10 protein-coding genes and 1 tRNA gene are annotated in these 13883 nt (G+C 67.1%); 9 read left to right on the top strand and 2 right to left on the bottom strand.

Annotation, left to right across the window (positions count from 1 at the left end):
- Positions 1 to 13 precede the first annotated feature (13 nt).
- Entirely contained in the window at positions 14 to 2725 is a 2712-nt protein-coding gene (polA, locus tag OG395_RS37965; RefSeq protein ID WP_327246973.1) for a DNA polymerase I, read from the bottom strand.
- A 157-nt stretch (positions 2726 to 2882) separates the two neighbouring features.
- On the opposite strand from polA, the gene OG395_RS37960 reads away from it, so the two are divergent.
- From OG395_RS37960 to OG395_RS37930, 7 genes are all read left to right on the top strand, one after another.
- Entirely contained in the window at positions 2883 to 5159 is a 2277-nt protein-coding gene (locus OG395_RS37960; RefSeq protein WP_327246972.1) for an FdhF/YdeP family oxidoreductase, read from the top strand.
- A gap of 147 nt (positions 5160 to 5306) precedes the next feature.
- Positions 5307 to 5777, top strand: coding sequence for a PaaI family thioesterase (locus OG395_RS37955; RefSeq protein WP_266986830.1), 471 nt, complete (start codon positions 5307 to 5309; stop codon positions 5775 to 5777).
- Positions 5778 to 6411: 634 nt separating this feature from the next.
- Positions 6412 to 7626 carry a branched-chain amino acid ABC transporter substrate-binding protein gene (locus tag OG395_RS37950; RefSeq protein WP_327249584.1) on the top strand — a complete coding sequence of 405 codons (1215 nt, stop codon included), beginning with the start codon at positions 6412 to 6414 and terminating at the stop codon, positions 7624 to 7626.
- Between the two features lie 101 nt (positions 7627 to 7727).
- The gene (locus OG395_RS37945; RefSeq protein ID WP_266986828.1) at positions 7728 to 8657 is read left to right on the top strand and encodes a branched-chain amino acid ABC transporter permease; all 930 of its coding nucleotides are present in this window, start codon (positions 7728 to 7730) and stop codon (positions 8655 to 8657) included.
- Between the two features lie 5 nt (positions 8658 to 8662).
- The gene (locus OG395_RS37940) at positions 8663 to 10462 is read left to right on the top strand and encodes a branched-chain amino acid ABC transporter permease (RefSeq protein ID WP_327246971.1); all 1800 of its coding nucleotides are present in this window, start codon (positions 8663 to 8665) and stop codon (positions 10460 to 10462) included.
- 5 nt (positions 10463 to 10467) lie between these two features.
- Positions 10468 to 11367, top strand: a complete 900-nt coding sequence (locus tag OG395_RS37935) for an ABC transporter ATP-binding protein (RefSeq protein WP_327249583.1) — start codon at positions 10468 to 10470, stop codon at positions 11365 to 11367.
- Entirely contained in the window at positions 11364 to 12080 is a 717-nt protein-coding gene (locus tag OG395_RS37930) for an ABC transporter ATP-binding protein (RefSeq protein ID WP_327246970.1), read from the top strand. Before OG395_RS37935 ends, OG395_RS37930 begins: the two co-directional genes overlap by 4 nt.
- Before the next feature lie 78 nt (positions 12081 to 12158).
- Here OG395_RS37930 and OG395_RS37925 read toward each other — a convergent pair whose 3' ends face one another.
- The gene (locus OG395_RS37925) at positions 12159 to 12818 is read right to left on the bottom strand and encodes an ANTAR domain-containing response regulator (protein ID WP_327246969.1); all 660 of its coding nucleotides are present in this window, start codon (positions 12816 to 12818) and stop codon (positions 12159 to 12161) included.
- A 100-nt stretch (positions 12819 to 12918) separates the two neighbouring features.
- Here OG395_RS37925 and OG395_RS37920 point away from each other — a divergent pair.
- Together OG395_RS37920 and OG395_RS37915 are read left to right on the top strand one after the other, a co-directional pair.
- Positions 12919 to 12991: transfer RNA gene (locus OG395_RS37920), tRNA-Leu, on the top strand.
- A 111-nt stretch (positions 12992 to 13102) separates the two neighbouring features.
- Entirely contained in the window at positions 13103 to 13882 is a 780-nt protein-coding gene (locus OG395_RS37915) for a helix-turn-helix domain-containing protein (protein ID WP_327246968.1), read from the top strand.
- Position 13883: the final 1 nt, after the last annotated feature.

Raw genomic sequence — 13883 nt, 5'->3', positions numbered from 1 at the left:
CGCCCCGCTCACGTCAGTGCGCGGCGGACTCCCAGTCCGCACCCACACCGACCGACACATCCAGCGGGGCGCGCAGCTGCACCGCCGTCGACATCTCGTGGCGCAGGATCTCCTCCACCTGCTTCCGCTCGCCCTTGGCGATCTCCAGCACGATTTCGTCATGGACCTGGAGCAGCATCCGGGACTTCAGCCGCGCCTTCGTCAGCGCCCGGTCGACCTGGAGCATGGCGACCTTGACGATGTCCGCCGCCGTGCCCTGGATCGGTGCGTTCAGCGCCATCCGCTCGGCCATCTCACGGCGCTGCCGGTTGTCGCTGTTCAGGTCCGGGAGGTAACGGCGGCGCCCGAACACCGTCTCCGTGTAACCGGTGGAACGCGCCTCCTCCACCACCCGGTGCAGATAGTCACGGACCCCGCCGAACCGCTCGAAGTACGTGTCCATCAGACCGCGCGCCTCGCCCGCCTCGATGTTCAGCTGCTGCGACAGACCGAACGCGGACAGCCCGTACGCGAGCCCGTAACTCATCGCCTTGATCTTGCGGCGCATCTCCGCGTCCACCGCGGACTTGTCGACACCGAAGACCTGCGAAGCGACCGTGGTGTGCAGGTCCTCACCGGACGTGAACGCCTCGATCAGCCCCGCGTCCTCCGACAGGTGGGCCATCACGCGCAGTTCGATCTGGCTGTAGTCGGCCGTCATCAGCGTCTCGAACCCGTCGCCGACGACGAAACCGCGGCGGATCGCCCGGCCCTCGTCCGTCCGGACCGGAATGTTCTGCAGATTGGGGTCGGTCGACGACAGCCGGCCGGTCGCCGCGACCGTCTGGTTGAACGTGGTGTGGATACGGCCGTCCGCCGCGATCGTCTTGACCAAACCCTCGACCGTGACCCGCAGCTTCGCCTGCTCGCGATGGCGCAGCATGATGATCGGCAGCTCGTGCTCCGTCTGCACCGCCAGCCACGCCAGCGCATCCGCGTCCGTCGTGTAACCCGTCTTCGTCTTCTTCGTCTTCGGCAGCCCCAGCTCACCGAAGAGAACCTCCTGAAGCTGCTTGGGCGACCCGAGGTTGAACTCCCGGCCCACCGCGGCGTGCGCCTCCTTCACCGCCTGCTGCACCGCACCGGCGAACTGCTGCTCCATGCCTTCCAGATGCTCCCGGTCCGCTGCGATGCCGTACCGCTCCAGGCGGGCCAGCAGCGCGGACGTCGGCAGCTCCATGTCGTGCAGCAGCTCCGCGGCGCCGACCTCCTGCAGCCGCACGGTGAACGCCTCGCCCAGATCCAGGACCGCACGGGCCTGCGCCATCAGCGCCTCGGCCTCCGCCTGATCGTCCGCACCGAACGCCAGCTGCCCGTCGGACGCCGCCGCGGGGGCCAGCTCACGGCCCAGATACTCCACCGACAGGGCGTCCAGCGCGAAGGAACGGCGGCCGGGCTTGACCAGATACGCGGCCAGCGCCGTGTCCATCGCGACGCCGTCGACCTGCCAGCCGTGCTCGGGGAAGACCCGCATCACACTCTTCGCGTTGTGCATGACCTTCGGCCGCCCGGCGTCCGCGATCCACGCGGCGAACGCCCGCTCGTCCGCCTCGTCGAGCCGCGCCGGGTCGAACCACGCCGCCGCCCCGCCGCCTGCGGCCAGTGCGACCTCCGTGACACTGCCGGTGCCCAGCGCCCAGGTGTCCACCGTGGCGACACCCAGCGGCTGCCCGCCGTGCTCGGCCAGCCACGGCGCGAGCTCGCCCGCACCCAGCACCGCACCGTCCAGCTCGATGCCCGCGGCCGGCGCCGGGGCCTCGGCCTCCGCAGCACCCGGGTCCACGGCGAGCAGCCGCTCGCGCAGGCTCGGGTTACGGATCTCCAGAACATCGAGCACACCCGTGACCGCCGAGCGGTCGTACGGTGCACGCTCCAGGTCCTGCGGAGTCTTCGGCAGCTCCACGTCGCGGACCATCTCGGTCAGCCGGCGGTTCAGCTTCACCGACTCCAGATGGTCCCGGAAATTCTGCCCGGCCTTCCCCTTGACCTCGTCGGCACGCGAGACAAGGTCGTCGAACGAACCGAACTGGTTGATCCACTTCGCGGCCGTCTTCTCCCCGACGCCCGGAATTCCCGGCAGATTGTCCGACGGGTCCCCGCGCAGCGCCGCGAAGTCCGGGTACTGCTGCGGCGTCAGCCCGTACTTCTCCTCGACCTTCTCCGGAGTGAACCGCGTGAGCTCCGACACACCCTTCGTCGGGTACAGCACCGTGACGTTGTCCGTGATCAGCTGGAACGAATCCCGGTCACCGGTGACGATCAGCACCTCGAACCCGGCCGCCTCCGCCTGCGTCGCCAGCGTGGCGATCACATCGTCCGCCTCGAAACCGTCGACCGCGAAACGCTCGGCACGCATCGCGTCCAGCAGCTCGCCGATCAGCTCGACCTGCCCCTTGAACTCGTCCGGCGTCTTCGAACGGGTCGCCTTGTACTCCGGGAACTCCTGCGAACGCCACGTCTTGCGCGAGACATCGAAAGCCACCGCGAAATGCGTGGGCGCCTCGTCGCGCAGCGTGTTCGCCAGCATCGACGCGAAGCCGTACACCGCGTTCGTCGGCTGCCCCGCTCCTGTCGTGAAATTCTCCGCAGGCAGCGCAAAGAACGCCCGGTACGCCAGGGAGTGCCCGTCCATCAGGAGCAGGCGCGGTCGGTTGTCTGCCGTCTTCTTCGATGCCGTCTCAGCCACGCACCCGATCCTGCCACGGACCACCGACAATCCGGACCGCAGACCACTCGCCCGGCACACGCCCGGCGCCGCGTGACACGATCGACGGCAGGAACAACCACAGGAACGCATGCCGCGGCACCGCGCAGGTTCGCCGCCGGCTCAAAGGGGAGCAGACATGGCCACCAAGCCGCCCACCGGTGACCCGGTCCAGGACGCACCACACGTCGAACCGGCCCAGCACGCCGCCGCCGGACTGCCCGCCGTCGCCCACAGCCTGCGCATCGCCCAACAGCAGATGGGCGTCCGCCGCACAGCCCGGACCCTCCTCAAGGTCAACCAGAAGGACGGCTTCGACTGCCCCGGCTGCGCCTGGCCCGAGGGCGACAAACGACACACTGCCGAATTCTGCGAGAACGGCGCCAAGGCCGTCGCCGAAGAAGCCACCCTGCGCCGCGTCACCCCCGACTTCTTCGCCGCCCACCCCGTGGCCGACCTGGCCACCCGCAGCGGCTACTGGCTCGGCCAGCAGGGCCGCATCACCCAGCCGATGTACCTGCCCGAAGGCGCCGACCGGTACGAGGCAGTGAGCTGGGAGCACGCCTTCGAGATCATCGCCGGGGAACTGCGCGCCCTCGACTCCCCCGACGAAGCGCTCTTCTACACCTCGGGCCGCACCAGCAACGAAGCCGCGTTCCTGCTACAGCTGTTCGCCCGCGAATTCGGCACCAACAACCTGCCGGACTGCTCCAACATGTGCCACGAGTCCTCCGGCTCCGCCCTCACGGAGACTATCGGCATCGGCAAGGGCAGCGTCTCCCTCGAAGACCTCCACCAGGCCGACCTGATCATCGTCGCCGGGCAGAACCCCGGCACCAACCACCCCCGGATGCTCTCCGCCCTGGAGAAGGCCAAATCCGCAGGCGCCAGGATCATCTCGGTGAACCCGCTGCCCGAAGCCGGCCTGGAGCGCTTCAAGAACCCGCAGACACCCCAGGGAATGATCAGGGGCAGCGCCCTCAACGACCTCTTCCTGCAGATCCGCATCGGCGGCGACCAGGCCCTCTTCCGGCTCCTCAACAAGATGATCCTGGAGACCGAAGGCGCCGTCGACGACGCCTTCGTACGCGAACACACCCATGGATACGAGGAATTCGCCGCCGCCGCCCGCGCCGCCGACTGGGACGAGACCCTCACCGCCACCGGGCTCGACCGCGCCGCCATCGAGCAGGCCCTCACCATGATCCTCGCCTCGAAGCGCACCATCGTCTGCTGGGCCATGGGCCTCACCCAGCACAAACACTCCGTCCCCACCATCCGCGAAGTCGTCAACTTCCTCCTGCTCCGCGGCAACATCGGACGGCCCGGCGCCGGAGTCTGCCCCGTCCGCGGTCACTCCAACGTCCAGGGCGACCGCACGATGGGGATCTTCGAACGACCCGCCCCCGAATTCCTCGACGCCCTCGACAAGGAATTCGACATCACCTCACCACGCCACCACGGCTACGACGTCGTCCGCTCCATCCAGGCCCTCCGCGACGGCGACGCCAAGATCTTCTTCGCCATGGGCGGCAACTTCGTCGCGGCCACCCCCGACACCACCGTCACCGAGGCCGCCATGCGCCGCGCCCGCCTCACCGTCCACGTATCGACCAAGCTCAACCGCTCGCACGCCGTCACCGGCACCCGCGCCCTGATCCTGCCCACCCTCGGCCGCACCGACAAGGACGTCCAGGCAAGCGGCAAGCAGTTCGTCACCGTCGAGGACTCCATGAGCATGGTCCACGCCTCCCGCGGCAACCTCACTCCCGCAAGCCCCCACCTGCTCTCCGAACCCGCCATCGTCGCCCGCCTCGCCCGCGCCGTCCTCGGCCCCGGATCCACCACCCCCTGGGAAGAGTTCGAGAAGGACTACGCGACGATCCGCGACCGCATCTCCCGCGTCGTCCCCGGCTTCGAGAACTTCAACGCCCGCGTCGCCCGCCCCGGCGGATTCACCCTCCCGCACGCCCCGCGCGACTCCCGCCGCTTCCCCACCGCCACCGGCAGGGCCAACTTCACCGCGGCACCCGTCGAATACCCCGAACTCCCCGAAGGCAGACTGCTGTTGCAGACTCTGCGCTCCCACGACCAGTACAACACCACGGTCTACGGCCTCGACGACCGCTACCGCGGAATCAAGGGCGGCCGCCGCATCGTCATGGTCAACCCCGACGACGCCCGCGCCCTCGGCCTCACCGACGGCGCCTACACCGACCTCGTCAGCGAATGGAAGGACGGCGTCGAGCGCCGCGCCGCCGGCTTCCGCATCGTCCACTACCCCACCGCCCGGGGCTGCGCCGCCGCCTACTACCCCGAGACCAATGTGCTGGTCCCGCTCGACTCCACCGCCGACACCAGCAACACCCCCGCCAGCAAGTCCGTCGTCGTCCGCTTCGAGAACATCAAGGGGTAGAACGTCCGGAGGCGGAACGTCCGGGAGCAGGGCATCCGGAGACAATCCGCACACCCAACCCACTAAGCGTTCGCTCAGTCGTCTGATAAGAACGATGCGCACAGCAAGAGAACGACGAACCACCGCAGACGATCGGAGCCGGACCCCATGGGCGAGCACACCGCACCCAAGTTCCCCCAGGAGATCATCGACGAGTACGCCACCCTCGGCGTCGACCTGCCCGCACTCTTCTCCGCCGGACACCTCGGCGAACGCATGGGCATCCAGATCGTCGAAGCCTCCGCGGACCGCGTCGTCGGCACCATGCCCGTCGAAGGCAACACCCAGCCCTACGGACTCCTGCACGGCGGCGCCTCCGCCGTCCTCGCCGAAACCCTCGGCTCCGTCGGCACCATGCTCCACGGCGGCGCCACCAAGCTCGCCGTCGGCGTCGACCTGAACTGCACCCATCACCGAGGGGTACGAAGCGGACTCGTCACGGGCACCGCCACCCCCGTACACCGCGGCCGCTCCACCGCCACCTACGAGATCGTCATCACCGACGAACAGGACAAGAGGGTCTGCACCGCCCGCCTCACCTGCCTGCTCCGCGACGCCCCCAAGGCTGCCGCCGCCTGACCCACCGACACCGAAACACACCCCTGCCCGGCCGGACCACAAATCCGGTCGGGCAGAGCCATATCCGCCCACAACAACCCGCCCACACAAGACCGTTGAAGAACATTCACAGCCAACACCCTTGACCCCGCAACCCCTTGCATGGCCCACTCAGCAGCCATACGAAGCCCACGGACACCACAGGGCGTGGACCACACACCCCCTCGGCGTAACACTGCGTAACTTGCGCGCAATGCCGGAGCGCCGCAGGGCACCCACAGAGCCCGGCCCCGCAGACACCGGGCACCCCGTCGCGCCCTCACACCCCCCACCGCGTGACAGCACCAAGATCGCTTCAAGCCCCTTAGCAGAGCTGCGCGTTCTCAGAATGCGGTCACTTCACCGTCCGGCAAAAAGCCGTACATGTCCCCACAGCCACCTCAAGCCTTCCTCAACGGCATAACAAGACAGTCACATCCTCCGCCGACCCATCCCCGACCCCGCCACCTGCGCCTAGAGTCACGGCCAGTCACCGCGCCGCCGGGCGCGTCTGCAGCACGGCCCTGTACCAACCCAGTACGGCCCGGCGAACGACACGGCACCTCAAGCAGAGGAGGCCGCGCCAGGGAAAGGACTTTTCGTGCGACACCGTTCTTTGCTCATCCTCACCACAGTGCTCACCACCGGAGCACTGACGCTCACCGCCTGCGGGTCGCGCGACGACAGCAAGAACAGCAGCGGCGGCGGCGACAACCAGACCGTCGTCATCGGCGTCGACGCGCCCCTGACCGGCGACCTCTCCGCCCTCGGCCTCGGCATCAAGAACTCCGCCGACCTCGCCGCCAAGACGGCCAACAAGGACAAGACCGTCCCCGGCATCACCTTCGAGGTCCAGCCGCTCGACGACCAGGCGCAGCCCTCCGTCGGCCAGCAGAACGCCACCAAGTTCATCGACAACAAGAAGGTCGTCGGCGTCGTCGGCCCCCTGAACTCGGGCGTCTCCCAGTCGATGCAGAAGCCGCTCAACGACGCCGGCCTCACCCAGATCTCCCCCGCCAACACGGGCACCGAGCTGACCCAGGGCGACAACTGGAAGACCGGCGACAAGAAGCGCCCCTACAAGACCTACTTCCGCACCGCCACCACGGACCAGATCCAGGGCGCCTTCGCGGCGAAGTACCTCTTCAACAACGCGAAGATCAAGCAGGTCTACCTGATCGACGACCAGAAGCCCTACGGCGCCGGTCTCGCCGCCTCCTTCAAGGCGACGTTCACCGAACTCGGCGGCAAGATCGCCGGTTCCGACCACGTCAACCCCGACGACCGCGACTTCAACGCCGTCGTCACCAAGGTCAAGAAGTCCGGCGCCAAGGCCGTCTACTACGGCGGTGAGTACCCCGCCGGCGCACCCCTGAGCCAGCAGCTCAAGGACAGCGTCCAGATCCCCCTCATGGGCGGCGACGGCATGTACAGCGCCGACTTCATCAAGCTCAACAAGAAGGCCCAGGGCGACATCGCCACCTCCGTCGGCAAGCCCGTCGAGGAACTCGACTCCGCCAAGAAGTTCATCGCGGACTACAAGACGGCCGGCTACAAGGACGCCTACGAGGCCTACGGCGGCGGTACCTACGACGCCACCTGGGCCATCATCGAGGCCGTCAAAGCCGTCGTCGCGGCCAACGACGGCAAGCTCCCCGCCGACGCCCGCGCCAAGGTCCTCGAGGCCGTCGGCAAGGTCAGCTTCGACGGCGTCACCGGCCCCGTCTCCTTCGACGAATTCGGCGACACCACCAACACCATGATGACCGCCTACCAGGTCGACGGCGGCAAGTGGGTCTCCAAGCTCAGCGAGACCTACAAGAAGGACTGACCAAGCCCTCCCGGTCAGAACAGAGAAAACCAGACCGCGCGGGAGCGCTACCAGCGCTCCCGCGCGGTGCCATATCCGAACCACTCCACGGAGGCCCTGCGGTGAACGAACTGCCGCAACAGCTGGCCAATGGACTCATCCTCGGCGCGATGTACGGTCTCATCGCGATCGGCTACACGATGGTCTACGGAATCATCCAGCTCATCAACTTCGCCCACGGCGAGATCTTCATGATCGGAGGCTTCGGAGCTCTCACCGTGTACCTCTGGATGCCGGCCGGCTCCAACCTCCTCGCAATCGTCCCCCTCATGATCATCGGCGGCGTCATATGCTCCGTCGCCATCAGCGTCGCAGCCGAACGCTTCGCCTACCGGCCCCTGCGCACCGCACCCAGACTCGCCCCGCTGATCACCGCGATCGGACTCTCCCTCGCACTCCAGCAGGCCATCTGGAAGTGGTACCCCAACGCCACGAAGGACCACCCCTTCCCCCAGTTCAAGGGCGACGCCTTCGACATCCTCGGCGCCAACATCCAGCGCGGTGACCTCTTCGTCCTCATCGCCGCACCCGTCTGCATGATCGCCCTCGGCCTCTTCGTCTCCAAGACCCGCTCCGGCCGCGGCATGCAGGCAACCTCGCAGGACCCGGACACCGCCAAGCTCATGGGCATCAACACCGACCGCATCATCGTCATGGCCTTCGCCATCGGCGCCGCGTTCGCAGCCGTCGCAGCCGTCGCCTACGGACTCAAGAACGGCCAGATCGGCTTCCGCATGGGCTTCATCATGGGCCTCAAGGCGTTCACCGCAGCCGTACTCGGCGGCATCGGCAACATCTACGGCGCCATGCTCGGCGGAGTCGTACTCGGCGTCGCCGAATCCCTCGCCACCGGCTACATGAGCGACGTCCCCGGCATGGACCTCTTCGGCGGCGGCGCCTGGAAGGACGTGTGGGCCTTCGTCCTCCTCATCATCGTCCTGCTGCTCCGGCCCCAGGGCCTGCTCGGCGAACGCGTCGCGGATCGGGCGTGATACGGATGACCACCCACACCACACCGGCCCGGGACACGCTCATCCCGCTGCCCGCCCCCGTCGCCCGCGCCCTCACCGCCGCAGGCGCCGCCATCGCCCTCGCCGGCACCTTCCTCGCCTGGACCTGGACCACCGACTTCCCCGGCGACCTCACCGTCACCGGCTACCCCGGCGGCCTCCAGATCCTCACCCTCACCAGCGCCGCCCTCACCCTCCTCTTCGTACTCAGCGGATACGGAATCCGAGGACTCGGCTGGCTCACCCCCGGCGGCACCAACAGCCCCGTCCGGCTCCTCGCCCTCGGCACCCTCGGCACCACCGGCTACACCATGGGAGCCATCGCCTACGAGCTCGGCGGCGTCGTCAACCTCGAACCCGGCGCATGGGTCAGCGGCATCGGCGCACTCATCTCCACCATCGCCGCACTCGCACTCCCCAGCGACGATCCACTCCCCCAGCACGACCCCCGGCCCGGCGCCTGGCAGCGCTTCCGCAACAGCCTCACCGCACCCGCAGCACCCCGCGCCAAAACACTCCCCGCCTGGGCCGAAATCCTCATCATCACCGCGGCCTTCGGCGCCATGCTGTACGTCTTCACCTACGGCATCGACATCCCCACCGAAGAATCCGAACAGTTCATCGGGTTCCTCATCACCGCAGCCTTCGCGTTCACCGCAATCACCCGCGCCGGACTCATCTCCCGCATCACCGCGCTGACCACGAAACACCGCAACGTCACCCTCACCGCAGCCCTGGTCGCAGCACTCTGCTTCCCCTTCACCCAGGACACCGCGGAATACGCCCTCATCGGCGTCAACATCCTCATCTTCGCGACCGTCGCCCTCGGCCTCAACGTCGTCGTCGGCCTCGCCGGCCTCCTCGACCTCGGCTACGTCGCCTTCCTCGGCGTCGGCGCCTACGCCGCGGCCCTCGTCTCCGGCGCACCACTCTCCGCCATCGGCGTCCACTTCCCCTTCTGGGCCGCCGTCCTCACCGGAGCCGCTGTCTCACTCGTCTTCGGCGTCCTCATCGGCGCCCCCACACTCCGACTGCGCGGCGACTACCTCGCCATCGTCACCCTCGGCTTCGGAGAGATCTTCCGCGTCACCGTCAACAACCTCAACGGCAACAGCGGACCCGACCTCACCAACGGCTCCCAAGGCATCCCCAGCATCCCCGACCTCAACATCTTCGGGATCGACTTCGGACTCAGCCACGACATCGGCCCCTTCACCCTCAGCAGGCCCGCCAACTACTACCTGCTGATGCTCGTCGTCACCGCCGTCGTCGTCCTCGTCTTCCGCCGCTCCGGAGACTCCCGCATCGGCCGCGCCTGGGTCGCCATCCGCGAAGACGAAACCGCCGCCACCGCCATGGGCATCAACGCCTTCCGGCTCAAGCTCCTGGCTTTCGCCCTCGGCGCCACCCTCGCCGGCCTCGCCGGCACCGTCCAGGCACACGTCAACTACACCGTGACACCCGAGCAGTACCAGTTCGCCGGCTCCGTACCCCCCAACTCCGCCTTCCTGCTCGCCGCCGTCATCCTCGGCGGCATGGGCACCCTCAGCGGACCCTTCGTCGGCGCGGCACTGCTCTACCTGATCCCGGCCAAACTGCAGTTCATGAAGGACTACCAGCTGTTCCTCTTCGGCGTCGCGCTCATCCTCCTGATGCGCTTCCGCCCCGAAGGCCTCGTCGCCGACCGCAGGAAACAGCTCGAATTCCACGAGAACGACCCGATCGACGTACCGGAACCACGGCAGTCCGAAGAAACCGGCGCCGGCATCGCCAAGGCGGGGGCGTGACCACCATGACCACCACCACGAAAACCGCCACCACCGTCCTCGACGCAAGCGGCGTCACCATGCGCTTCGGCGGCCTCACCGCCGTACGCAACGTCGACCTCACCGTCAACACAGGCGAAATCGTCGGCCTCATCGGACCCAACGGCGCCGGCAAAACCACCTTCTTCAACTGCCTCACCGGGCTCTACGTCCCCACCGAAGGCAAAGTCAGCTACAAAGGCACCGTCCTGCCGCCCAAGCCCCACCTCGTCACCCAGGCAGGCATCGCCCGCACCTTCCAGAACATCCGGCTCTTCGCCAACATGACCGTCCTGGAAAACGTCCTCGTCGGACGCCACACCCGCACCAAAGAAGGCCTCTGGTCCGCCCTCCTGCGCCTCCCCGGCTTCACCAAGGCCGAGAACGCCAGCCGGGAACGCGCCATGGAACTCCTGGAATTCATCGGCCTCCACACCAAGGCCGACCACCTCGCGCGCAACCTCCCCTACGGAGACCAGCGCAAGCTGGAAATCACCCGCGCCCTCGCCAGCGACCCCGGACTTCTCCTCCTCGACGAGCCCACCGCCGGCATGAACCCCCAGGAAACCCGCGTCACCGAAGAACTCATCTTCGCCATCCGCGACCAAGGCATCGCCGTCCTCGTCATCGAGCACGACATGCGGTTCATCTTCAACCTCTGCGACCGCGTCGCCGTCCTCGTACAGGGCGAAAAGCTCGTCGAAGGCACCTCCGACGTCGTCCAGAGCGACGAACGCGTCGTCGCCGCCTACCTCGGCACCCCCTTCGAAGGCGCCCCCGGCGCCGAAGAAGTCGCCGAAGTCGAAGCAGCGGAAGCCGAAGCACACGCCGAAGCCCCCGCCGACGACACCAGCACCACCCGCACCGAAGAGGAGGACACCCGATGACCGCACTGCTCCAGGTCGAAGACCTCCGCGTCGCCTACGGCAAGATCGAAGCCGTCAAAGGCATCTCCTTCACCGTCGAAGCCGGCCAGGTCGTCACCCTCATCGGCACCAACGGCGCAGGCAAAACCACCACCCTGCGCACCCTCTCCGGCCTCCTCAAGCCCATCGGCGGCCAGATCCTCTTCGAGGGCAAACCACTCACCAACATCCCCGCCCACAAGATCGTCTCCCTGGGCCTCGCCCACTCCCCCGAGGGACGCCACATCTTCCCCCGGCTGACGATCACCGAGAACCTCCTCCTCGGCGCCTACCTCCGCAACGACAAAGCAGGCATCGAAAAGGACATCCAGCGCGCCTACGACCTCTTCCCCATCCTCGGAGAACGCCGGAAGCAGGCCGCAGGAACCCTCTCGGGCGGCGAGCAGCAAATGCTCGCCATGGGCCGCGCCCTCATGTCCCAGCCCAAACTGCTCATGCTCGACGAGCCCTCCATGGGCCTCTCCCCGATCATGATGCAGAAGATCATGCAGACCATCGTCGAGCTGAAGGCCCAGGGCACCACCATCCTGCTCGTCGAGCAGAACGCCCAGGCCGCACTCTCACTCGCCGACCAGGGCCACGTCATGGAGGTCGGCAAGATCGTCCTCTCCGGCACCGGCCAGAACCTCCTCCACGACGAATCCGTCCGCAAGGCGTACCTCGGCGAGGACTGACCCGTACCGCTTCACACGGATGAGGCCCGCACCCCGATCAATCCGGGGTGCGGGCCTCATCCGTACCTACCTACGCGGCTACTCGCCGTCCTTCGCCGCCCGCTTCTTCTCCTCGGCATCCTCGATCAACGCCTCGGCAAGCTGCTGCATCGACAGCCGACGATCCATCGACGTCTTCTGGATCCACCGGAACGCCGCCGGCTCCGACAGCCCGTAATCCGTCTGCAGAATGCTCTTCGCCCGGTCCACCAGCTTCCGCGTCTCCAGCCGCTGCGCGAGGTCCGCGACCTCGTTCTCCAGCGCCTTCAGCTCCGCGAACCGGGACACGGCCATCTCGATGGCCGGCACCACGTCGCTCTTGCTGAACGGCTTCACGAGGTACGCCATCGCCCCGGCGTCCCGGGCCCGCTCGACCAGGTCGCGCTGCGAGAACGCGGTGAGCATCAGGACGGGCGCGATGGACTCCTCGGAGATGCGCTCGGCGGCGGAGATGCCGTCGAGAATCGGCATCTTCACATCGAGGATGACGAGGTCGGGCCGGTGCTCACGGGCGAGCTCGACCGCCTTCTCGCCGTCACCGGCTTCGCCGACGACCGCGTAGCCCTCTTCTTCGAGCATTTCCTTGAGGTCGAGACGGATGAGAGCCTCGTCCTCGGCGATGACGACGCGGGTCGTCAGCGGCGGGACGTGCGACTTGTCGTCGTCGGCGACGGGCTGGGGCGACTCGGGCGTGGTCACGGGGCTCCTCGTTCAAGACAGGGGTACTGCTGCCAAGAGCCTACCTAGTTACGGTATGTTTGAGGCACGGAGGTTCTTCGAGGTCCTTCGTTTCGAAGGGGCCCCGGTAGCCCAGCGGTAGAGGCCATGGATTCAAAACCCATCCAGCGTCGGTTCGAATCCGACTCGGGGCACTTCTCCTTCGATTCCAAGGCGGAACAACCTGTTGGTGATCTTCACCCTTGATGGTGAACGAACCTTCGATCCGAGCACGCGCCAGCGAAGCATGGACGAAACTCCGCCCCATGGCACAGCACAACCCTTCAATACGTGAAGAAGCTCTCGTCCTGTTGCGGCGTGGAGCAACCAATAGAGCGGCTGCAGAGCAGCTGAACGTGCCCCGCGGGACGGTCGGCTGGTGGCGTCACGAAGATCGCAAGAAGCGCGGGGAAAAGTACGAGCAGCCCACGGACTGCCCGATATGCACGGGCCGGGCCTTCGACCACGCCGCCTACGCATACCTACTGGGGCTGTACCTCGGCGACGGGCACATCATCTCGAAGCCCAAGCAACACCACTTGTCGATCTTCTGCGCAGACGCCTGGCCCGGTCTGCTCGATGAGGCCGAATCGGCAATGCGCAAGGTGATGCCCTTGCCCCGGACCGGACAACGCCAAAAGAAGGGCTGCGTCGAGGTCAAGTCCTATACAAGGCACTGGACTTGCATGTTCCCCCAGCACGGCCCCGGAAAGAAGCACGACCGCCCGATCATCCTCGAAGACTGGCAGCAGGAGATCGTGGACGCGTACCCCTGGGAACTCATCCGCGGCCTCATCCACTCGGACGGATGCCGGAACATGAACTGGACAACCCGTCTCGTAGGCGGCGAGCGGAAGCGGTACGAGTACCCGAGGTACTGGTTCACCAACGTCTCGAACGACATCAGGCAGCTCTACACCGACACGCTCGACAAACTCGGCATCGAGTGGACGCACTGCACCCGCGCCGGCAAGAAGTACAACATCTCCGTCGCCCGACGGGCGTCCGTCGCGCTCATGGACGCTCACGTCGGGCCGAAGTACTGAC

The sequence above is a fragment of the Streptomyces sp. NBC_01320 genome, assembly GCF_035974375.1.
Classification (GTDB): Bacteria; Actinomycetota; Actinomycetes; order Streptomycetales; family Streptomycetaceae; genus Streptomyces; species Streptomyces yanii.
Note: the sequence above shows the minus strand (reverse complement) of the source record. Positions and strands in the feature narration are given on the sequence as shown.

Bases quoted from the DNA above. Each gene is read 5' to 3' on its own strand.
- OG395_RS37960 (WP_327246972.1), top strand. From the start codon at position 2,883: ATGGCCACCAAGCCGCCCACCGGTGACCCGGTCCAGGACGCACCACAC.
- OG395_RS37955 (WP_266986830.1), top strand. From the start codon at position 5,307: ATGGGCGAGCACACCGCACCCAAGTTCCCCCAGGAGATCATCGACGAG.
- OG395_RS37940 (WP_327246971.1), top strand. From the start codon at position 8,663: ATGACCACCCACACCACACCGGCCCGGGACACGCTCATCCCGCTGCCC.
- OG395_RS37935 (WP_327249583.1), top strand. From the start codon at position 10,468: ATGACCACCACCACGAAAACCGCCACCACCGTCCTCGACGCAAGCGGC.
- OG395_RS37930 (WP_327246970.1), top strand. From the start codon at position 11,364: ATGACCGCACTGCTCCAGGTCGAAGACCTCCGCGTCGCCTACGGCAAG.
- OG395_RS37915 (WP_327246968.1), top strand. From the start codon at position 13,103: ATGGCACAGCACAACCCTTCAATACGTGAAGAAGCTCTCGTCCTGTTG.